Source organism: Pseudomonas sp. Pseusp21 (assembly GCF_059492145.1).
In genome coordinates this window covers 3,423,869-3,442,527 of the sequence record NZ_CP168520.1, presented here as the reverse complement: position 1 = coordinate 3,442,527, position 18,659 = coordinate 3,423,869, and the positions used below count along the sequence as shown (strand labels likewise).

The window sequence follows — 18,659 nt, the reverse complement described above, 5'->3', positions numbered from 1 at the left end:
TGCGCAGAAGTTTTTTGCAAGCCTGCAACCGAGTGCTTTCGATACTGTCAACATGCCCTAGCGGCGGTAGCAGCAGAGGTCTAGTATGAGCCGCACTCACGTCAGCCAGGAGGTAAACCATGTCGGCCACCAAGAAGCCTGTAAACACTCCGTTGCATTTACTCCAACAACTCTCGGGCAGCTTGCTCGAGCATCTGGAAAACGCTTGCTCCCAAGCCTTGGCTGATGCTGAAAAACTGCTCGCCAAACTGGAAAAGCAACGCGGCAAGGCGCAAGAAAAACTGCACAAGTCCCGCACCAAACTGCAGGACGCAGCAGCGGCCGGTAAAGCCAAGGCGCAGACCAAGGCCAAGGCTGCCGTGAAGGAGCTCGAAGACCTGCTCGATGCGCTGAAGGAACGTCAGTCCGACACCCGCAGCTACATTCTGCAACTCAAGCGCGATGCCCAGGAAAGCCTGAAACTGGCCCAGGGTGTCGGTCGTGTTCAAGAAGCCGTAGGCAAGGCGCTGTCCCTGCGTTCGGCCAAACCTGCAGCGGTACCTGCGAAAAAAGCAGCCGCCAAGCCTGCTGCAAAAGCACCGGCCAAAGCGCCTGCGAAAGCCCCTGCAAAAGCGCCAGTGAAAGCCGCTGCAAAACCAGCCGCGAAGAAACCCGCAGCCGCCAGCGCTGCCAAACCTGCGGCCAAAACCACAGCGGCCAAACCGGCTGCTGCAAAACCAGCCGCCAAGCCTGCAGCGAAAACCGCTGCTGCGAAAGCGGCTCCAGCGAGAACTGCCGCTGCGAAACCTGCTGCCAAAGCAGCCGCCAAGCCGACAGCAAAACCAGCCGTTAAAGCCGCCGCTAAACCAGCCGCCAAAACAGCTGCTGCCAAGCCTGCGGCGAAAACCGCTGCCAAACCGGTTGCTGCCAAACCTGCTGCCAAAGCGGCGGCGAAACCAGCGGCCAAGCCTGTGGCAAAAGCTGCGGCCAAACCCGCTGTAAAACCAGCCGCCAAACCGGCTGCCGCCGCCAAGCCTGCAACGACCGCGGCCAAGCCAGCGACCGCCGCTAAACCAGCCGCCAAACCAGCAGCGAAACCCGCTGCAAAACCAGCAGTGAAAAAACCTGCCGCTGCCAAGCCTGCTGCCGCGAAACCCGCTGCAGCAAAACCGACCGCTGGTCCTGCTGCCAAACCTGCCGCACCGGCAACTCCGGCTGCGACCGCTGCACCTGCACCCGCCGCCACTACCTCGACCACCGCAACCACGCCATCGTCGGCGCCGGTGTCGAGCGTCGCCAGCAACCCGTCCAGCGCTTCCTAAGCGCCGGTCGCCGCGACGCGCAGCACTTGCAGCGCGTCGCGGTTCAGGTTGGCCGCAGGGCCGGCCAGCACTTCCAGCCAGTCACTCGATTCCTTTGAATGACGCTTCCAGCCTTGCGCGGCGCCTTCCAGTCGTGACAGCAGCGCACGCTCCGCCTCCAGCTCCAATCCCTTGATCTGCTCACGCATCCCCTTGAGCACCGGATCGGTGTCGGCCAGGGTTTTCCACTGTATGCGCAATGCGCGTAACGGCTGGACCACTTCCCGATCCCAAGGCTCTGTCATTTCCAGAAGCTGCCGGGCGCGTGCCTCGTCACAGGTCGCATCGCGTTGTTCCAGCCATAAACCGCACAACATCAGGCACACGTTGGCCCCCGCCGATTGCAGGCGCAGGCAGGCATCCTCCACGCCGGGACGGGCGTAGACGGCAAGGGCAAAGCTCCACAGGTCAGAGGACATCGTGCTACTCGCGCCAGTTGCGGGGGAAGCTGGTAGACTCCGCCGCCATTATGATCCGACTTCAGAACCTGACTTTACAGCGTGGCCCGCAACGTCTGCTAGAAGACGCCGAGCTGACCCTGCACGCCGGCCACAAAGCCGGCCTCATCGGTGCCAACGGCGCCGGCAAATCCAGCCTGTTCGCCTTGCTCCGCGGTGAGTTGCACCCGGACTCGGGCGACTGCCTGCTGCCGTCCGACTGGCGTATCGCCCACATGCGCCAGGAGGTCGACACGCTCGAGCGCCTGGCGGTCGACTATGTGCTCGACGGTGACCTGCGCCTGCGCGAAGTGCAGCGCGAGCTCGCGGCAGCCGAAGAGGCCCACGACGGCACCGCGCTGGCCCGCCTGCACGCCGAACTCGACAGCGCCGACGGCTACACCGCCGATGCGCGGGCGCGCAAGTTGCTCGCCGGTCTTGGTTTCACCAACGAGCAGATGGATCGTCAGGTAGGAGATTTCTCCGGTGGCTGGCGGATGCGTCTGAACCTTGCGCAGGCTTTGATGTGCCCATCAGACCTGTTGCTGCTCGACGAACCGACCAACCACCTGGATCTCGACGCCATCATCTGGCTTGAAGAGTGGCTGAAAAGTTACCCCGGCACCTTGCTGCTGATTTCCCACGACCGGGATTTCCTCGATGAAGTGGTCGATCACGTGGCTCACGTCGATCAGCGCAAACTGACGCTCTACCGTGGCGGCTATACCGCGTTCGAGCGCGCCCGTGCCGAGCGTCTGGCCCAGCAGCAACAGGCCTACGAGAAGCAGCAGGCGCAGCGTGCGCACATGGAAAGCTACATCGCCCGGTTCAAGGCCCAGGCCACCAAGGCCCGTCAGGCCCAGAGCCGGATCAAGGCGCTGGAGCGCATGGAAGAGCTGTCGGCGGCCCACGTCGATTCGCCGTTCGATTTCGTTTTCCGCGAGTCGACCAAGATCTCCAGCCCGCTGATCGACCTGTCCGATGCGCGCCTGGGTTACGGCGAGAAAACCGTGCTGGAGAAGGTCAAGCTGCAACTGACCCCCGGCGCGCGGATCGGCTTGCTCGGCCCCAACGGCGCGGGCAAGTCGACCCTGATCAAGAACCTTGCCGGCGAACTCGAACCACTGGCCGGGCGCCTGACTCGCGGTGAGAACACTGTGGTTGGTTACTTCGCCCAGCATCAGCTCGACTCGCTGGATTCCAAGGCCAGCCCGTTGCTGCACTTGCAGCGTCTGGCGCCAACCGAACGCGAGCAGACCCTGCGCGACTTCCTCGGTGGTTTCGACTTCCGTGGCGCACGCATCGATGAGCCGGTGCTGAATTTCTCCGGTGGCGAAAAGGCCCGTCTGGCCCTGGCGCTGATCGCCTGGGAACGGCCGAACCTGCTGCTGCTCGACGAACCGACCAACCACCTCGACCTGGAAATGCGCCTGGCGCTGACCATGGCGTTGCAGGAATTCAGCGGCGCGGTGTTGGTGGTTTCCCACGATCGGCATCTGCTCAAGAGCACCACCGATCACTTCTTCCTGGTCGCGGACGGCAAGGTCGAAGAGTTCGATGGCGACCTTGAGGACTACGCCCGTTGGCTGGTCGAGTACCGTCAGCGCAACGCCCCGGTCAGCAACACACCGGTCAACCCGGACAAGACCGACAAGAAGGCCCAGCGTCAGGCCGCCGCTGCGTTGCGTCAGCAACTGGCGCCGCACAAGCGCGAAGCCGACAAGCTCGAAGCCGAGCTCGGCAAGCTGCACGAGAAACTGGCGAAGGTCGATGCCAGCCTCGGCGACAGCGACCTCTACGAGCCGGCGCGCAAGAACGAACTGCGTGACCTGCTGGCCGAACAGGCCAAGCTGAAAGTCCGCGAAGGCGAGCTTGAAGAAGCGTGGATGCAAGCGCTGGAGACGCTGGAAAGCATGCAGGCGGAGCTGGAGGCGTTGTCTTGATGGAAGCTTTCAAACTTCCATTGCCGGCGATGTGGGTCGAGCCGATCTGGCTCGGCGTGCAGATTCTGCTGATCCTGCTGGCCGGCTACTTCGCCCAGCGCGTCGTCGCCCGATTCCTGACTCGCCTGGGCGAGAAGTATCCGTTCCCGCCGCAGTTGCTGATGCCGCTGCGCGGCGGTCTGCGCTGGCTGATCATGGGCAGTGCGCTGATCTTTGTGCTGGAGCGTCTCGGGGTGTCGGCCACGGTGCTGTGGACCGCGCTGTCGGGCTTCGTCGCGGTGGCGGCGGTGGCGTTCTTCGCCATGTGGAGCGTGTTGTCGAACCTGCTCTGCGCGATTCTGATCTTCACCGTCGGCCCGTTCCGTCTCGGCGACGTGGTCGAACTGGTCGATACCACCGACAAACCCGGCGTCAAAGGCCGGGTGGTGGCGATCAATCTGCTCTACACGACCTTGATCGAAGCTGAAGAACTCGGCACCGGCAGCGCCATGGTGCAAGTGCCCAACAGCCTGTTCTTCCAGCGTTCGGTGCGCCGCTGGCGCGGCACTGATGTGTTCCCTTCCAGCGGTTTCGAAAAGTGATCGGACGCCGGCCACATTGGTCGGCGCCCGCAACATCCTGCAAAAAATCGGTAGTCATCCAGCCAATTCCGCATTAGCTTTGAGGATTGTCACGAGTCCGAGTCGAGGTGTGCGATGGAGCTTCAAACATGGCTGGCGTTTTTTGCCGCCTGCTGGGTGATCAGTCTTTCTCCGGGGGCCGGCGCCATTGCGTCGATGTCCAGCGGTCTGCAATACGGTTTCTGGCGCGGTTACTGGAACGCCCTGGGCCTGCAGATCGGCCTGGCTGTGCAGATTGCCATCGTCGGCGCCGGTGTCGGCGCGATCCTCACCGCTTCCGCCACGGCGTTCCACGCGATCAAATGGTTCGGTGTCGCGTATCTGGTTTATCTCGCGATCAAGCAGTGGCGCGCACTGCCGATGGACATGAGTGACGACGCGGCGGTCCGGCCGATCGGCAAGCCGCTGGCGCTGGTGTTCCGTGGTTTTCTGGTGAACATCAGCAACCCCAAGGCCCTGGTGTTCATGCTCGCGGTGCTGCCGCAGTTCATCAATCCGCATGCGCCGCTGCTGATCCAGTACGTGGTGATCGGCGTGACCATGATCGCGGTCGACCTGATCGTCATGGCTGGCTACACCGGTCTGGCGTCGAAGGTCTTGCGCCTGTTGCGTACACCGACCCAGCAGCGACGCATGAACCGCACGTTTGCCGGGCTGTTCATTGGCGCGGCGGCGTTCATGGCCACACTGCGCAAAGCGGCGGCATAAAGCGTACAGGCATTAAAAAGGCGACCTTCTCAGGTCGCCTTTTTCGTTTCCGGCGGTTTATCAGCGCAGAATCACTGGCGCCGTATCACGCGGCAGATTGTTGCGCGGCTGCGGTTCGCGCGGCTGCTCGTAACCGCCACCGCCGAGCTGCAGGCTCAGCTGCCCGGCCACATCTTCGCCCAGTGCCTTCGAGACGTCACGCACCACCCGCGGGCGGTTGAGCGAGATCTTGATGTCGCGGTGATTCACCAGTTTGGTGTCCTGTGCCTCACCCATCGCCGTGAAGGCTGAGGTGATTTCGTAGGTCTTGGTGTTGATCAGGCTGAAATCGGCCACCAGCGTCAGACCCAGCACGGCGGAATAGCTGTCGGTGTTCGCCAGCTCGTTTACGTCCTGAGTGAAGTCGATGTCCGACACGGTGCCGAACAGCACGTAGTCGGCACCCTTGAAGTTGCCGGCCTTGATCCGCTTGATCACGTCGTAGACGTCACCCTTGGACGACGCCGTGTACGGCGTGCCCTGCACCAGCTGGAACATGCCGGTACGCAGGATTTCACCCTTGATGTCGCCGGTGAACTTGCGCAGCTCGGTCTGTTCGATGTAGCTGGTGGTGGCTTCGAGTTCGTTGTAGCTCGAAGAACCGCTGGAACTGTAGTAGCCCTCGCGGTAATTGTTCTGGGCCGAAACGATGTGGATGTATTGCTCCACACGCTCCTGATACGCCAGATCCGTCACCGCGACTTTCGGGGCCGCCTGCACGCTGAACGCGCAAGCCAGGGCCATCATGCCAATCCATGTGCGCATCGATTAACGCTCCGTGGTTTTGCGGATCTCTTTCTCGTCCATCCACTCGGCCAGACCGCTTTCAACGTCGATCAGTTGCAGGCTGAATTTGTAGAAGACGTCCTTGTAGTCGCTGCTGCGCTTGACGATCGAGCTGATCGAACCTTCAAGACGGTATTTGGCGGCGATCATGTTGCCGGTCTTGGCCACGGTGCTTTTCTTGTACAGGCCGCTCTGGTTTTGCAGCTTGAGCTGGTCGACCTGGCTCTGCATCGCGGTGTTGTCGCTGGCGAAGCGGGCAGTGCCGGACTTCATCAGCTGGGTCTTGATGCTGGTGGTGATTTCGCGGGTGTCGATGTATTCGCTGGTCTTGTTCTTCACGTCGTAGACCTGCACCACAGGGCGACCCTGCAGAATGCCGGACTGGGCCAGGGAACGGGTCATCGACTCGGCGATCATCTGCAGGTCGGTCGAACCGAACTCGTTGGTCACGGTTTCAACGGCCTTGGTGTCGCCGTAGCTGATGTTCTTGCTGCCCAGGGTCGGCGAAGTGTTGGCGCAACCGCTGGCCAGCAGGGCGAGGACGGCGATGAAGGAAAAGCGTGCAAACATGGGAGTGCTCTCTGAATCGGGAATAGGGTGTCGGGCTTAAGGCGTCTTGAGTTCCAGACGGAAGTCCACGGCTTTTGGCGTCGGGGCGATGCCCTGGATGAAGCTGGTCTGGGCGCCGTACATCATCTGGCTCTTCCAGACTTCTTCTTCGGCGATCGGGAAACCTTCCGGCCCGAGCCAGGCGAAGCGGTAGTAGAACGTCTTGTTGCTGTTGAGGGTGTTGCTCAACTGCACGTTGACGGTCATGAAGCCGTTTTCGCGGGCCACGCGCATCGCGCCGACCACGATGTGTTTCTGCGGGCCCATGGCCACGACCTTGCTCGCGGCACTGCCCGGCTCCGGTGGTGGCGGGGTGGCGCAGCCGCTCGCCAGCAGGGCGAGGGCGGCGACGGCGATGAGTTTGAAGCGCATGCAAAGACTCCGTTCTTAAGGTTGTTTGAGGCTGGCCACGGCGGTGGCGCCAGCGCTCGGGGTGACGTGGGCGGCGAGGCCGGCAGCGAACACCTGATTGCCGACGGCGCGCAGGGTGATCACCTGATAACGCTGATCGACGGTGACCTTGACCTGAGAGCCACCGACGGCGCTCGGCAGAGTGACCAGGTGCTCACCTTTCTTCAAGCGCAGACGTACAACCTGAGTCATGTCCGGCAGGGTACGCCACGTACGGGTATCGGCACCTTCGAGCACAGCTGAAGAAATACCTACGGCCAGACCCGCCAGCGGGTTGGTTTCGTTGATCTTCTTCTGCGCTACACCTTTGGTGATCGCGCGCACGGTGGTGCGCAGGATGATCCCCGGCATGTCATCGCGCAGGGCACGGCGGGACATCGCGGTGGTGCTGTTCAGCGCGGTCAGGTCGACCTGTTGGCCATCGACACCGATCTGCGCGAACGTCGCGGTGGAGGTGTCGGGCTTGATGATCGGGAACGACAGCGGAGTAATCACTACGTTGTTGGAGATTGGCAGCGGCAACGGCACGCGGATCGAATCGCGGGCCGGCGCCAGACCGCTTTGCACCACGATCAGGATGTCGCTGTCATCGCTTTTGACCGGTTTGTCGAGGTTGACCAACGCCTGCTCCAGCAGCGGCGTGTTCGGGCGCAGTTCGGCAGCCTTGCGATAGCCCGGCGCAGCGAGGTCTTTTTCGCCCAGAGCTTCATAGACGAAACCGGCCAGGTAATGGCTGAACGCACTCTGGTAGCTGTTTTTCAGGCCGACCACTTCCGGCGCGTCAAGGCTGGCGACCGGGTAGCCCTGCAAGTCCTTGTACTCGGTCTTGATGCCTTCTTTCTCGGCTTCCTCTTCGCTCTTGAGGTATTCCTTGTCGCGCAGGTCGGCGATCACCGCTTCACGTTCGTGCGTCTTCTTGATCGCGGTGCGGGCGCCGTCGAAATCGTTGACCGCCAGCAGGTTCAGGGCCATCTGCGTAGTCAGCATGACTTTTTCGTAGTCGTAGCCTTCGTAACGGCGCACCTTGTCGTTGACCAGGAAACTGCCGAACTGGGCCAGGTACTTGTCGGTGTCGAGCTTGACCGAATCTTCCCACTTGCCCACCACCTGGTCGGCGCTGGTCCAGGCATTCTGGCTGCCGGAAAGATCGCCCTTGGCGCGCAGCAATTCACCCTTCTCGAAGTAATAGAGCAGGTCTTTGTCCGGGCCGGTGTTGTTTTTTTCCAGCAGGGTCAGGGCGGCCTCGACGTTGCCGGTGGCCAGTTGCTGGTTGGTCTGGGCCAGTTCGGAATCGTAGTTGCGAAACGCCGAACAGCCGGACAGCAGGGTGACAGCGCTGAGCGCGATCAGAGTGGGAGCGCGGAATGCCATGGGGTTACTTCTTCCATGAGTAGCGACAGCCTCGGGTGCGGGTCGGGCTGCTGGGACCGATCGACAGTGGCACTGGCCTCCTGCCAATTCCTCATAAAAAGAGGAGCTTTAATGCCGCAACGCGATAGCGCGGGCGCGGCATTATAAGCGGGCGATGCTGGCTATGTAATAGCTTTTTAATTGCACTGGTTGGTTGGGTGCCATTACTTATCCGGCAGTCTGGCATTGCCGATTACGTTGGCGACATCTCTCAAAACTCGCAGGTTGACCAACTGGTGATCGCGGTCGATGCGCAGGGTGACCGATGACGCTCCGGGTGCATTGGGCGCATTGAATTGATGATCGCCTTTCTTCAGCCGGATGCGTGCCACCAATGTCTTGTCGGGGAGCGTGCGCCAGGTTCGGGTATCGGCCTCCTCAAAGGGGTCGTGCTCGGTGACGACCAGCGAGGCCTTGGCCGGATTGCGTTCGTTTTCCTGGGCCTGGGAAATGGCGGCCATGTTGGCGCGGAACATTGCCCGGGAAATGATCGCCGGCATGTCATCGCGCAGCGTACGAAACGCCATGTCGGTGAGGCTGTTGATCACGGTCAGCGGGCGTTTGCGGCCATCCACCAGGATGTGGTCGAACGCTGGTGTGACGGTGTCCGGCACCAGGATGGGAAACGAGATCGGTGCGGTAATGACCAGACTTTCATTGAGCCGCACCGGGATCGGCACCGTTACCGAGCTGCGGGCCGGCGCCAGACCGCTCTGGACGACGATCAGAACATCGCTTTCATCATCCTTGGCCGGTGGCTGGTCGAGATTGCGCAGCGCCTGTTCGAGGAAGGGCGTGTTCGGGCGCAACTCGATTGCCTGGCGATAACCCGGTGCGGCCAGATCCCGTTCACCCAGCGCTTCGTAGGTGAACCCGGCCAGGTAATGGCTGAAAGCACTCTGGTAGCCGTTCTTCAGTTCGATAACCGCTGGCGCGTCCAGGGTGGTGACGGGATAGCCCTGCAGATCCTTGTATTGCACGACGATGCCTTGAGCTTTGGCCTGTTCCTCGAGCTCTTCATACTGGCGCTCCCGCTGGCGGGCGATCAGTGCTTCACGTTCGTGGGTCTTCTTGATGTCTGCCCGGGCGCCGTCGAAATCACTTTCGCCCAATTGGTTGAGGGCCATCTGTGTGGTCAGCATGACTTTTTCGTAGTCATAGCCTTCGTAGCGGCTGAGCTTGTCGTTGACCAGCAGGGTGCCCATTTCATAGGCAAACCGGTTGAGCAGCTTCATGGGCGCGGAAGGTACGGCCTCTTCGCGTTGAAACACCATCCGGTCGGCGCTGCGCCAGGCTTTCTGGCTCTGGGGGCGTGCGTTGGCGAAGCTGAGGATCGAGCCCTTTTCGAAGTAATACAGCAGATCCTTTTCTTCCCAGGGGTTGTTCCATTCCAGCAGGTCCAGGGCACCCTGATAGTCGCCGAGCATCAGCCGGTCGTTGGTTTGCTGCATTTCCAGGTCGTAATTGCGGTAAGCCGCGCAGCCGCTCAGTTGCAGGATCGTGCTGATTAATACCGGGAGTAGCAGGCATTGGCGCATGGAGTGCAGCTCTTCCTGGAGCAGAGAGGCGAAAGGTGAAGGATTATAGGGGTGGGCAGTGGCCATGTGCCGGGTATTGGAGAGAAAGCTTGAGGGAATCGCGCTCGAAGTGAACAATATGTAACTTCGCATTTCCATTTGAGACTCATTCATGACTGCCGCGTCCCGATTTCTGGCCTGGCTGGTGTTCCCGCTGTGCGCCCTGAGCAGCTTCAATCTGCTGGCCGACACCGTGGAAGGCGCGCCGCAAGCGTTGCACCTGCTTGATTACATCAGCGCCGATTACCCGCCGACGGTAGCGGCAGGCAAGGTCATCGACGATGGCGAATACCGCGAGCAACTGGAATTCACCCAGGTGCTGCAAGGGCTGATCGCCGACCTGCCGGCCAAACCGGAGAAAGCGGCGCTGGAACAGGGCGTCAGCGCCTTGCACGCCGCGATCACGGCGAAACAGGACGGTGCGGACGTCGCCCGTCAGGCTCGGCAACTGGGGGCGAAACTGGCGGTGGCTTATGAAGTCAGCCAGGCCCCGATCATCACCCCCGACCCGACCCGCGGTGCGCCGCTCTACGCGCAGAACTGCTCGGTGTGCCATGGCGACACCGGTGCCGGCGACGGCCCGGCGGGTCTCGGCATGACGCCGGCGCCGGCCAATCTGCGCGACGCCGCGCGGATGGATCGCCTGAGCCTGTACGCGATCTACAGCACCCTCGGCCAGGGCGTCGAAGGCACTGACATGCCAGCCTTTGCCGATCAACTGGACGACCGTCAGCGTTGGGATCTGGCGACCTATATCGCGCAGTTCAGCGCCGATTCGGCCACGGCCAAATCCGACAAGACCTACAACATTGCCGAACTGGCCCGCCAGACCCCGGCCGAAGTGCAGGCTGCCGAAGGCCCTGAAGCCGCCGCGATCTTCCGTGCGCAACGGGCGCAGCCGCCGCAGGTCAAGCGCGGCCCGGCGCAGTTGCTCGACTACACCGCCGCGACCCTGGACAAGAGCCTGGCGGCCTACCGTGCCGGTGAACACGATCAGGCTTACGACCTGTCGGTGGCGGCGTATCTGGAAGGCTTCGAACTGGTCGAAAGCTCGCTGGACAACGTCGACGCCAACGTGCGCAAGGACACCGAAAAGTCCCTGATGGCCTATCGGCAATCGCTGCAGGACAGCTTGCCGGTGGAGCAGGCCGAACAGCGTCTCGATGCGGCCAAGGCCAAACTCAAGGAGTCTGCCGGCCTGTTGGGCAGCGATGGATTGAGCTGGTCGCTGAGCTACATCTCCGGTCTGCTGATTCTGCTGCGCGAAGGTCTGGAAGCGATTCTGGTGCTGGCGGCGATCCTCGCGTTCTTGCGCAACACCGGCCAGCAATCGGCGGTGCGCAGCGTCAACGTCGGCTGGGGTCTGGCATTGCTGGCCGGTCTCGGGACCTGGGCGCTGGCGGCGTACGTGATCGATGTCAGCGGCTCCCAGCGTGAACTGCTCGAAGGTGCCACGGCGCTGTTTGCCAGCGTCATGGTGTTGTGGCTCGGGGTGTGGATGCACGACCGTCGGCACGCGGCAGCCTGGCAGGACTACATCAAGCAGAGTCTGGTTGGCGGAGGCGGGCGTTTCGGTTTCGCGATCCTGGCGTTCTTCTCGGTATACCGCGAGCTGTTCGAAGTGATCCTGTTCTACGAAACCCTGTGGCTGCAGGCCGGTCCTGCCGGGCACAACGCGGTGTTGGCGGGCGGTGCGACGGCGCTGGTGCTGCTGTTCGGTCTGGCGTGGGTGATCCTGCGCGGTTCGGCGAAACTGCCGCTGGCGCTGTTCTTCAGCATCAACGCCGCGCTGCTCTGCGCGTTGTCGGTGGTGTTCGCCGGCCACGGCGTGAAGGCGTTGCAGGAAGCCGGGATCTTCGGCACCCGGCCGGTGGCGTTCTTCGATTTCGACTGGCTGGGCATTCATGCCGATGCCTACTCGCTGACGGCGCAGGCCGTGGCGATTGCGGCGATCATCGTGCTGTATGGCCGCAGTTGGTTGGCTGAAAAGCGCCGAGTGGCGGCTTGAGATGATGCGCGTATGGATCGATGCCGACGCCTGCCCGAAGATGGCCAAGGAGCTGGTGGTGAAGTTCGCCCTCAAGCGTCGCTTCGAAGTGGTGCTGGTGGCGGGGCAGCCGCAGAGCAAGCCGGCGCTGGCGATCGTCAAGTTGATCGTGGTGCCGAGCGGCCCGGATGCGGCGGATGATTATCTGGTGGAGCATGCGGTGCCGGGTGAGCTGGTGATCTGCAGCGACATTCCACTGGCCGACCGGCTGGTGAAGAAGGGCGTTGCAGCGCTGGACCCGCGCGGCAAGGAGTTCGACGCGCAGAACATGGGTGAGCGGCTGGCGACACGCAACCTGTTCACCGACCTGCGTGAGCAAGGCCAGGTCACTGGCGGCCCGGCGCCGTTCGGTGACCGCGAGAAGCAGGCGTTCGCCAATGCGCTGGACCGGATCCTCACCAGGCTCACCCGCAAAACCTGAACATTGATCGTTCCCACGTCGAGGCGTCGAACCGTCTGCGTGGGAATGCCTCTCGGGACGCTCCGCGTCCCAGCCTCACCACCGATGCAAAGCAGACGCGGAGCGTCCAAGGCTGCATTCCCACGCGGAGCGTGGGAACGATCACGGTCTCCGGTCAGGCGTCGTTTTCGTGGGTCAGCTCTAGCACCCGATCCACCAGCTTGTTGATCCCCGAAGCCGCCTCGCTGATCGACTGCGCCAGCATGTAGGCCGGGGTGGTCACCAGTTTGCGCGCCTTGTCTTCGATGATGTCGGTTACCGCGCAGTCTTCGTGGTTGGCGCCCATCTTGTTCATGGCGGCGGCGGTGTTGGCGTCGTTGCCGATGGTGCAGGTCACGCCGGGGCCGTAGATTTTCGCGGCCAGCGCCGGCGAAATGCAGATCAGGCCCACCGGTTTGCCCGCTTCGGCAAAGGCTTCGGCCAGCGCCAGCACTTGCGGCTGCACGGTGCAGCCGGCGCCTTCGATGGCGAAGTTCGACAGGTTCTTCGCCGCACCGAAACCGCCTGGCACGATCAGCGCATCGAAGTCCTCGACATCGGCCTCACGCAGATCCTTGACGTTGCCCCGGGCGATGCGAGCCGATTCCACCAGCACGTTGCGCGACTCGGGCATTTCTTCGCCGGTCAGGTGATTGATCACATGCAATTGCGCGATGTTCGGGGCGAAGCACTGCACCTGGGCGCCGCGCTGGTCGAGGCGCAACAGGGTAATGACGCTTTCGTAGATCTCGGCGCCGTCGTAAACGCCGCAACCGGACAGGATCACTGCAACTTTTTTGCTCATGGGTTTCTCTCCAGATTCATGGCGCTAAATGTCCTCTAATTTGTCGTTCGTTGCCATAGGATCAAGCCGCGGCTACACCTAGGATCTGAGCTACAGATTCCGACCAGGGCGCGTCATGAACTTCATCCTGTATGCGGTACCGTTTTTCTTCGTGTTGATTGCGGCGGAGCTCATCGCCGACCGCTGGCGCAGGGTGAGCAACTATCGCCTGGCCGATGCGGTGAACAGCATCAGCACCGGGGTGTTGTCGACCACCACTGGTCTGTTGACCAAGGGCGTGGGCCTGGTGACCTATGCGTTTGCCCTGGAGCATCTGGCGCTGGTCAGGTTGCCTGCGGACAGCGTCTGGGTCTGGGTGTTTGCCTTTGTCTTCTATGACTTCTGCTATTACTGGCTGCATCGCATGGGCCATGAACGGAACATTCTCTGGGCGGCGCATTCGGTGCATCACCAGAGCGAGGACTACAACCTTTCCACGGCCTTGCGCCAGACCAGCACCGGGTTCCTGCTGAGCTGGATCTTCTACCTGCCGATGGCCGTGCTCGGGGTGCCGCTGCTGGTGTTCGTCAGCGTTGCGGCGCTGAATCTGCTGTATCAGTTCTGGGTCCATACCCGGCACATTCCCAAGCTCGGCTGGTTCGAGTGGTGCTTCGTCACGCCGTCCAACCATCGGGCCCACCATGCACAGAACGCTCTCTACATGGATCGCAACTACGGCGGGGTGTTCATTATTTGGGACCGACTGTTCGGCTCCTTCCAGGAGGAGGACGACAACGAGCCGGTGATTTTCGGCGTGACCACGCCGCTGGCGAGCTGGAATCCGTTGTGGGCCAACCTGCAGTTTTACGCGCAGCTATGGGATGACGCGCGCCGGGCGGAACGCGTGTGGGACAAGATCAGGATCTGGTTCATGCGCACCGGCTGGCGTCCGGCGGACGTTGCGGCGAAGTACCCGATGAACAAGCCGGACCTGAGTCAGTTCCGCAAATTCGAAGTGCCGCTGGACAGCCGTCAGCAGTGGTACGTGGGGTTGCAGTTCGGCGTGTATGTGGCGCTGGGCAGTTATCTGATGAATCTGGAACACAGTCTGCCCACCGGAGCATTGCTGCTCGGCTGGGGCGCGGTGGCGTTCGGTTTGTTCGTGTTGGGCGTGGCCCTGGAGAATTGCCCGTGGGCGGCGAAGCTTGAAGTGTTGCGGCTGGCATCGAACCTGCCGCTGGTGTGGCTGGCGCCGCTGGTCGGACTCTGGCCGGCCAGCCCGGGGATATGGGTCGGCCTGCTCAGTTACAGCCTGCTCAGCGGCATCGGGCTGTATGGCTGTCGCCAGCGACTTACTCGGCTGGCGTCTTAGGATCGGCGGTGTTGGTCATTTCGGCTTTGTGCCGTTCGGCCTTGGCCAGCAGCTCGGCCTGTTCTTCCTCGTAAACCTTTTTCGCCAGCCGGGCATTCTTGAACCGGCGGCGCAGCCATAGGCCCAGGCCGAGCACCAGCAGCGCGCCCAGCACCCACAACTCATACTTCTTGATGCTGCCGAGCATGCCTTCGAGCACGGCGCCGAAATGGTAAGCAGCGGCGGCCAGGGCGGTGGCCCAGATCGCGGCGCCGATACCGTTGAGTAGCAGATAACGTCCCGGCGGATAGCCCGAGAGGCCGATTGCCACCGGCATCACCGTGCGCAGGCCGTACACGAAGCGAAAGCTCAAGACCCAGATGTCCGGGTGCTTGCGGATGTGTTCCAGCGCGCGGTCGCCCATCATCTGCCAGCGCGGCTTGCGCGCCAGCAGCTTGCGCCCGTGCTTGCGGCCCAGGAAGTACCACAGCTGATCGCCGGCATAGCTGCCGAAGAACGCCACGACCACCACCAGTTTGATGTCCATGTATTCACGGAACGCGAGGAAGCCCGCGAGCACCAGGATGGTTTCGCCTTCGAAAAACGTCCCGAGAAACAGGGCAAAGTAGCCGAAGTCATGCAGAAATTGTTGGAGCATTGTCTGGGTGCTGGCGAAATGAACGCGCAGCCTAACCCTTCGGACACATTCAGGAAAGTGTCGAAATGTGTCTCGACGTGAACATTTCCTACACGGACAATGGAAAGCGACTACCTGTCGCAGGGGTGCACATAACTGTCATACGACCGTCATAATGGCCATCTATAACTGTCACGCTCGCCCGTTTGCGCGGGCTCAGGAGTCTGCCGTGAGCTTTACCCCAGCCAACCGTCTGTTCCCTGCCACCCGCCTGCGTCGCAATCGCCGTGATGATTTTTCCCGGCGGCTGGTACGTGAGAATGTGCTGACGGTCGATGACCTGATCCTGCCGGTGTTCGTCCTCGACGGTGAAAACCGCCGCGAAGCCGTGGCCTCGATGCCGGGTGTCGAGCGCCTGACCATCGACCTGCTGCTTGAAGAAGCCGCCAAATGGGTCGAGCTGGGGATTCCGGCGCTGGCACTGTTTCCGGTTACCCCGCCCGAACTCAAATCCCTCGATGCCGCCGAAGCGTGGAATCCCGAAGGTATCGCCCAGCGCGCCACTCGCGCCCTGCGTGACCGATTCCCCGAGCTGGGCGTGATCACCGACGTCGCCCTCGACCCGTTCACCACTCACGGTCAGGACGGCATTCTCGATGAAGAAGGCTATGTGCAGAACGACATCACCGTCGATGCACTGGTCAAGCAAGCCTTGTCCCATGCTGCTGCGGGCGCCCAGGTGGTTGCCCCGTCGGACATGATGGACGGCCGCATCCAGGCCATCCGCGAAGCGCTGGAGCTGGCCGGTCACGTCAATGTGCGGATCATGGCCTACTCGGCCAAGTACGCCAGTGCCTATTACGGCCCGTTCCGCGATGCGGTGGGTTCGGCCGCGAACCTGGGCAAGGCGAACAAGGCCTCCTATCAGATGGACCCGGCCAACAGCGACGAAGCGCTGCACGAAGTGGGTGCGGACTTGTCTGAAGGCGCGGACATGGTCATGGTCAAACCCGGCATGCCGTACCTGGACATTTTGTTCCGGGTAAAAGATGCCTTCAAAGTGCCGACCTTCGTCTATCAGGTCAGCGGCGAATACGCCATGCACATGGCGGCGATCCAGAATGGCTGGTTGAGCGAAGGCGTGATCCTCGAATCCCTGACCGCCTTTAAACGTGCCGGCGCTGATGGCATCCTGACTTACTTTGCTGTCCGTGCCGCTCAATTGTTACGAGAGCAGAAATAGCCCTCCCAGGAACATTCGATGAATACCGAAGGACTCACTGAAGTTGCCGTAAAAGAAGCTCAACCCGTGGTCGAGCAGATTACCGAAACCCCGCCGGAACTGGAGCCTGCGCCACCCGCGCCGGCAACCGAGCCTGCCGCGGCGGTTCCGGCGATCGCGATTCCCGGCCTGGATGACAGCAGCCTGTACATCCACCGTGAATTGTCGCAACTGCAGTTCAACATCCGCGTGCTGGAACAGGCGCTGGACGAGTCCTACCCGTTGCTGGAGCGGCTGAAGTTCCTGCTGATCTTCTCCAGCAACCTCGACGAATTCTTCGAAATCCGCGTCGCCGGCCTCAAGAAACAGATCACCTTCGCCCGTGAACAGGCCGGCGCCGACGGCCTGCAACCGCATCAGGCCCTGGCCCGGATCAGCGAGCTGGTGCACGGTCACGTAGATCGCCAGTACGCGATCCTCAACGACATCCTGCTCCCGGAGCTGGAAAAGCATCAGGTGCGTTTCATCCGTCGTCGCCACTGGACGACCAAGATCAAAACCTGGGTCCGCCGCTATTTCCGCGACGAGATCGCGCCGATCATCACTCCGATCGGCCTCGACCCGACGCACCCGTTCCCGTTGCTGGTGAACAAAAGCCTGAACTTCATCGTCGAGCTCGAAGGTATCGACGCCTTCGGTCGCGATTCCGGTCTGGCGATCATCCCGGCACCGCGCCTGTTGCCGCGAATCATCAAGGTGCCGGAAGAAGTCGGCGGCCCTGGCGACAACTATGTGTTCCTGTCGTCGATGATCCACGCCCACGCCGATGACCTGTTCCAGGGCATGAAGGTTAAAGGCTGCTACCAGTTCCGTCTGACTCGAAACGCCGACCTGGCGCTCGACTCCGAAGACGTCGAAGACCTGGCCCGCGCCCTGCGTGGCGAGTTGTTCTCCCGCCGTTACGGTGATGCCGTGCGCCTGGAAGTCGCCGACACCTGCCCGAAACACCTGTCGGACTACCTGCTCAAGCAGTTCAACCTGAGCGAGACCGAGCTGTATCAGGTCAACGGCCCGGTGAACCTGACGCGTCTGTTCAGCATCACCGGTCTGGACAGCCATCCTGAGCTGCAATACACGCCGTTCACGCCGCAGATCCCGAAACTGCTGCAGAACAGCGAAAACATTTTCAGCGTGATCAGCAAGCAGGACATCCTGCTGCTGCACCCGTTCGAGTCGTTCACCCCGGTGGTCGACCTGCTGCGCCAGGCCGCCAAGGACCCGCACGTCCTCGCCGTGCGCCAGACCCTGTACCGCTCCGGCGCCAACTCGGAAATCGTCGATGCGCTGGTGGACGCCGCGCGTAATGGCAAGGAAGTGACGGCGGTCATCGAGCTGCGTGCGCGCTTCGACGAAGAATCCAACCTGCAACTGGCCAGCCGCCTGCAAGCGGCGGGCGCGGTGGTGATCTACGGCGTGGTCGGCTTCAAGACCCACGCCAAGATGATGCTGATCCTGCGCCGCGAGCAGGGAGAGATCGTGCGTTACGCGCACCTCGGCACCGGTAACTACCACGCCGGCAACGCCCGCCTGTACACCGACTACAGCCTGCTGACCTCCGACGATGCCTTGTGCGAAGACGTCGGCAAACTCTTCAGCCAGTTGATCGGCATGGGCAAGACGCTGCGCATGAAGAAGCTGCTGCATGCGCCGTTCACCCTGAAGAAGGGCATGCTCGACATGATCACCCGCGAGACGCAATTTGCGCTCGACGGCAAACCGGCGCACATCATCGCCAAGTTCAACTCGCTGACCGATCCGAAGATCATCCGCGCGTTGTACAAGGCCAGCCAGTCCGGCGTGCGCATCGATCTGGTGGTGCGCGGCATGTGCTGCCTGCGTCCGGGCATCGCCGGGGTTTCGCACAACATCCACGTGCGCTCGATCATCGGCCGCTTCCTTGAGCACACCCGGGTGTTCTACTTCCTCAACGGTGGCGAGGAGCAGATGTTCCTCTCCAGCGCCGACTGGATGGAGCGCAACCTCGACAAGCGCGTCGAGACCTGCTTCCCGGTGGAAGGCAAGAAGTTGCTGACCCGGGTCAAGAAAGAGCTGGAGCTGTACCTGACCGACAACACCCACAGCTGGAGCCTGCAATCGGACGGCCGCTACATCCGCAACACGCCGACCGGCAACCAGAACCCGCGCAGTGCGCAGGCGACTTTGCTGGAGCGGTTGGGCAGCCCGATTCTGCCGGTGAGCAGCTGACCGCAGGTTTCATAGCTATAAAAAAGGCGATCCA

General features: G+C 62.0%; 17 protein-coding genes. 9 read left to right on the top strand and 8 right to left on the bottom strand.

Annotation, left to right across the window (positions count from 1 at the left end; translation table 11 throughout):
- Positions 1-119 precede the first annotated feature (119 nt).
- Positions 120-1,301: an AlgP family protein gene (locus ACEN93_RS15720; protein ID WP_495610245.1), complete on the top strand. Its 1,182-nt coding sequence runs from the start codon at positions 120-122 to the stop codon at positions 1,299-1,301.
- Here the strand turns inward: ACEN93_RS15720 and ACEN93_RS15715 are convergent.
- On the bottom strand, positions 1,298-1,759 hold the full coding sequence (locus ACEN93_RS15715; protein WP_074690035.1) for a TIGR02444 family protein: 462 nt from the start codon (positions 1,757-1,759) through the stop codon (positions 1,298-1,300). The genes ACEN93_RS15720 and ACEN93_RS15715 overlap by 4 nt on opposite strands.
- 50 nt (positions 1,760-1,809) lie before the next feature.
- Here ACEN93_RS15715 and ACEN93_RS15710 point away from each other — a divergent pair, with 50 nt between their 5' ends.
- The 3 genes from ACEN93_RS15710 (at position 1,810) to ACEN93_RS15700 (ending at position 5,048) form a co-directional block, all read left to right on the top strand.
- The gene (locus ACEN93_RS15710; protein WP_495610244.1) at positions 1,810-3,720 is read left to right on the top strand and encodes an ATP-binding cassette domain-containing protein; all 1,911 of its coding nucleotides are present in this window, start codon (positions 1,810-1,812) and stop codon (positions 3,718-3,720) included.
- A complete protein-coding gene (locus ACEN93_RS15705) occupies positions 3,720-4,301 on the top strand; it encodes a mechanosensitive ion channel family protein (protein ID WP_011336505.1) in 582 nt (193 codons plus the stop codon). Before ACEN93_RS15710 ends, ACEN93_RS15705 begins: the two co-directional genes overlap by 1 nt.
- Before the next feature lie 114 nt (positions 4,302-4,415).
- Entirely contained in the window at positions 4,416-5,048 is a 633-nt protein-coding gene (locus tag ACEN93_RS15700; RefSeq protein ID WP_064600316.1) for a LysE family transporter, read from the top strand.
- Positions 5,049-5,108: 60 nt separating this feature from the next.
- On the opposite strand, the gene ACEN93_RS15695 is transcribed toward ACEN93_RS15700, so the two are convergent.
- The 5 genes from ACEN93_RS15695 to ACEN93_RS15675 form a co-directional block, all read right to left on the bottom strand.
- Positions 5,109-5,852 carry a penicillin-binding protein activator LpoB gene (locus ACEN93_RS15695; RefSeq protein WP_495610243.1) on the bottom strand — a complete coding sequence of 248 codons (744 nt, stop codon included), beginning with the start codon at positions 5,850-5,852 and terminating at the stop codon, positions 5,109-5,111.
- A gap of 3 nt (positions 5,853-5,855) precedes the next feature.
- Complete coding sequence (lpoB, locus tag ACEN93_RS15690) at positions 5,856-6,443, bottom strand: penicillin-binding protein activator LpoB (protein WP_007951848.1); 588 nt, start codon at positions 6,441-6,443, stop codon at positions 5,856-5,858.
- Positions 6,444-6,479: 36 nt separating this feature from the next.
- A complete protein-coding gene (locus tag ACEN93_RS15685) occupies positions 6,480-6,854 on the bottom strand; it encodes a YcfL family putative periplasmic lipoprotein (protein ID WP_011336502.1) in 375 nt (124 codons plus the stop codon).
- 15 nt (positions 6,855-6,869) lie between these two features.
- Positions 6,870-8,264 carry a COG3014 family protein gene (locus ACEN93_RS15680; RefSeq protein WP_103385888.1) on the bottom strand — a complete coding sequence of 465 codons (1,395 nt, stop codon included), beginning with the start codon at positions 8,262-8,264 and terminating at the stop codon, positions 6,870-6,872.
- 203 nt (positions 8,265-8,467) lie between these two features.
- The gene (locus ACEN93_RS15675; RefSeq protein WP_495610242.1) at positions 8,468-9,841 is read right to left on the bottom strand and encodes a COG3014 family protein; all 1,374 of its coding nucleotides are present in this window, start codon (positions 9,839-9,841) and stop codon (positions 8,468-8,470) included.
- Between the two features lie 151 nt (positions 9,842-9,992).
- Here ACEN93_RS15675 and ACEN93_RS15670 point away from each other — a divergent pair, with 151 nt between their 5' ends.
- Together ACEN93_RS15670 and ACEN93_RS15665 are read left to right on the top strand one after the other, a co-directional pair.
- A complete protein-coding gene (locus ACEN93_RS15670) occupies positions 9,993-11,888 on the top strand; it encodes an FTR1 family protein (RefSeq protein WP_495610241.1) in 1,896 nt (631 codons plus the stop codon).
- A 4-nt stretch (positions 11,889-11,892) separates the two neighbouring features.
- The gene (locus ACEN93_RS15665; RefSeq protein WP_085654031.1) at positions 11,893-12,348 is read left to right on the top strand and encodes a YaiI/YqxD family protein; all 456 of its coding nucleotides are present in this window, start codon (positions 11,893-11,895) and stop codon (positions 12,346-12,348) included.
- Between the two features lie 154 nt (positions 12,349-12,502).
- Here ACEN93_RS15665 and elbB read toward each other — a convergent pair whose 3' ends face one another.
- The gene (gene elbB, locus ACEN93_RS15660; RefSeq protein ID WP_210710243.1) at positions 12,503-13,171 is read right to left on the bottom strand and encodes an isoprenoid biosynthesis glyoxalase ElbB; all 669 of its coding nucleotides are present in this window, start codon (positions 13,169-13,171) and stop codon (positions 12,503-12,505) included.
- Positions 13,172-13,286: 115 nt separating this feature from the next.
- Here elbB and ACEN93_RS15655 point away from each other — a divergent pair, with 115 nt between their 5' ends.
- Positions 13,287-14,522 (top strand): sterol desaturase family protein, encoded by a 1,236-nt coding sequence (locus tag ACEN93_RS15655; protein ID WP_495610240.1) that lies wholly within the window; start codon positions 13,287-13,289, stop codon positions 14,520-14,522.
- Here ACEN93_RS15655 and ACEN93_RS15650 read toward each other — a convergent pair.
- Positions 14,503-15,159: a DedA family protein gene (locus ACEN93_RS15650; protein WP_039765319.1), complete on the bottom strand. Its 657-nt coding sequence runs from the start codon at positions 15,157-15,159 to the stop codon at positions 14,503-14,505. The two genes, ACEN93_RS15655 and ACEN93_RS15650, sit on opposite strands and share 20 nt — an antisense overlap.
- A gap of 208 nt (positions 15,160-15,367) precedes the next feature.
- On the opposite strand from ACEN93_RS15650, the gene hemB reads away from it, so the two are divergent.
- Positions 15,368-16,381, top strand: a complete 1,014-nt coding sequence (gene hemB, locus ACEN93_RS15645) for a porphobilinogen synthase (RefSeq protein WP_007951836.1) — start codon at positions 15,368-15,370, stop codon at positions 16,379-16,381.
- Between the two features lie 18 nt (positions 16,382-16,399).
- Positions 16,400-18,625, top strand: coding sequence for a polyphosphate kinase 1 (ppk1, locus tag ACEN93_RS15640; RefSeq protein WP_039765322.1), 2,226 nt, complete (start codon positions 16,400-16,402; stop codon positions 18,623-18,625).
- Positions 18,626-18,659 lie beyond the last annotated feature (34 nt).

Coding starts and splice junctions, on each gene's coding strand:
- ACEN93_RS15720 (WP_495610245.1), top strand. CDS start 120: ATGTCGGCCACCAAGAAGCCTGTAAACACTCCGTTGCATTTACTCCAA.
- ACEN93_RS15715 (WP_074690035.1), bottom strand. CDS start 1,759: ATGTCCTCTGACCTGTGGAGCTTTGCCCTTGCCGTCTACGCCCGTCCC.
- ACEN93_RS15710 (WP_495610244.1), top strand. CDS start 1,810: ATGATCCGACTTCAGAACCTGACTTTACAGCGTGGCCCGCAACGTCTG.
- ACEN93_RS15705 (WP_011336505.1), top strand. CDS start 3,720: ATGGAAGCTTTCAAACTTCCATTGCCGGCGATGTGGGTCGAGCCGATC.
- ACEN93_RS15700 (WP_064600316.1), top strand. CDS start 4,416: ATGGAGCTTCAAACATGGCTGGCGTTTTTTGCCGCCTGCTGGGTGATC.
- ACEN93_RS15695 (WP_495610243.1), bottom strand. CDS start 5,852: ATGCGCACATGGATTGGCATGATGGCCCTGGCTTGCGCGTTCAGCGTG.
- lpoB (WP_007951848.1), bottom strand. CDS start 6,443: ATGTTTGCACGCTTTTCCTTCATCGCCGTCCTCGCCCTGCTGGCCAGC.
- ACEN93_RS15685 (WP_011336502.1), bottom strand. CDS start 6,854: ATGCGCTTCAAACTCATCGCCGTCGCCGCCCTCGCCCTGCTGGCGAGC.
- ACEN93_RS15680 (WP_103385888.1), bottom strand. CDS start 8,264: ATGGCATTCCGCGCTCCCACTCTGATCGCGCTCAGCGCTGTCACCCTG.
- ACEN93_RS15675 (WP_495610242.1), bottom strand. CDS start 9,841: ATGCGCCAATGCCTGCTACTCCCGGTATTAATCAGCACGATCCTGCAA.
- ACEN93_RS15670 (WP_495610241.1), top strand. CDS start 9,993: ATGACTGCCGCGTCCCGATTTCTGGCCTGGCTGGTGTTCCCGCTGTGC.
- ACEN93_RS15665 (WP_085654031.1), top strand. CDS start 11,893: ATGCGCGTATGGATCGATGCCGACGCCTGCCCGAAGATGGCCAAGGAG.
- elbB (WP_210710243.1), bottom strand. CDS start 13,171: ATGAGCAAAAAAGTTGCAGTGATCCTGTCCGGTTGCGGCGTTTACGAC.
- ACEN93_RS15655 (WP_495610240.1), top strand. CDS start 13,287: ATGAACTTCATCCTGTATGCGGTACCGTTTTTCTTCGTGTTGATTGCG.
- ACEN93_RS15650 (WP_039765319.1), bottom strand. CDS start 15,159: ATGCTCCAACAATTTCTGCATGACTTCGGCTACTTTGCCCTGTTTCTC.
- ppk1 (WP_039765322.1), top strand. CDS start 16,400: ATGAATACCGAAGGACTCACTGAAGTTGCCGTAAAAGAAGCTCAACCC.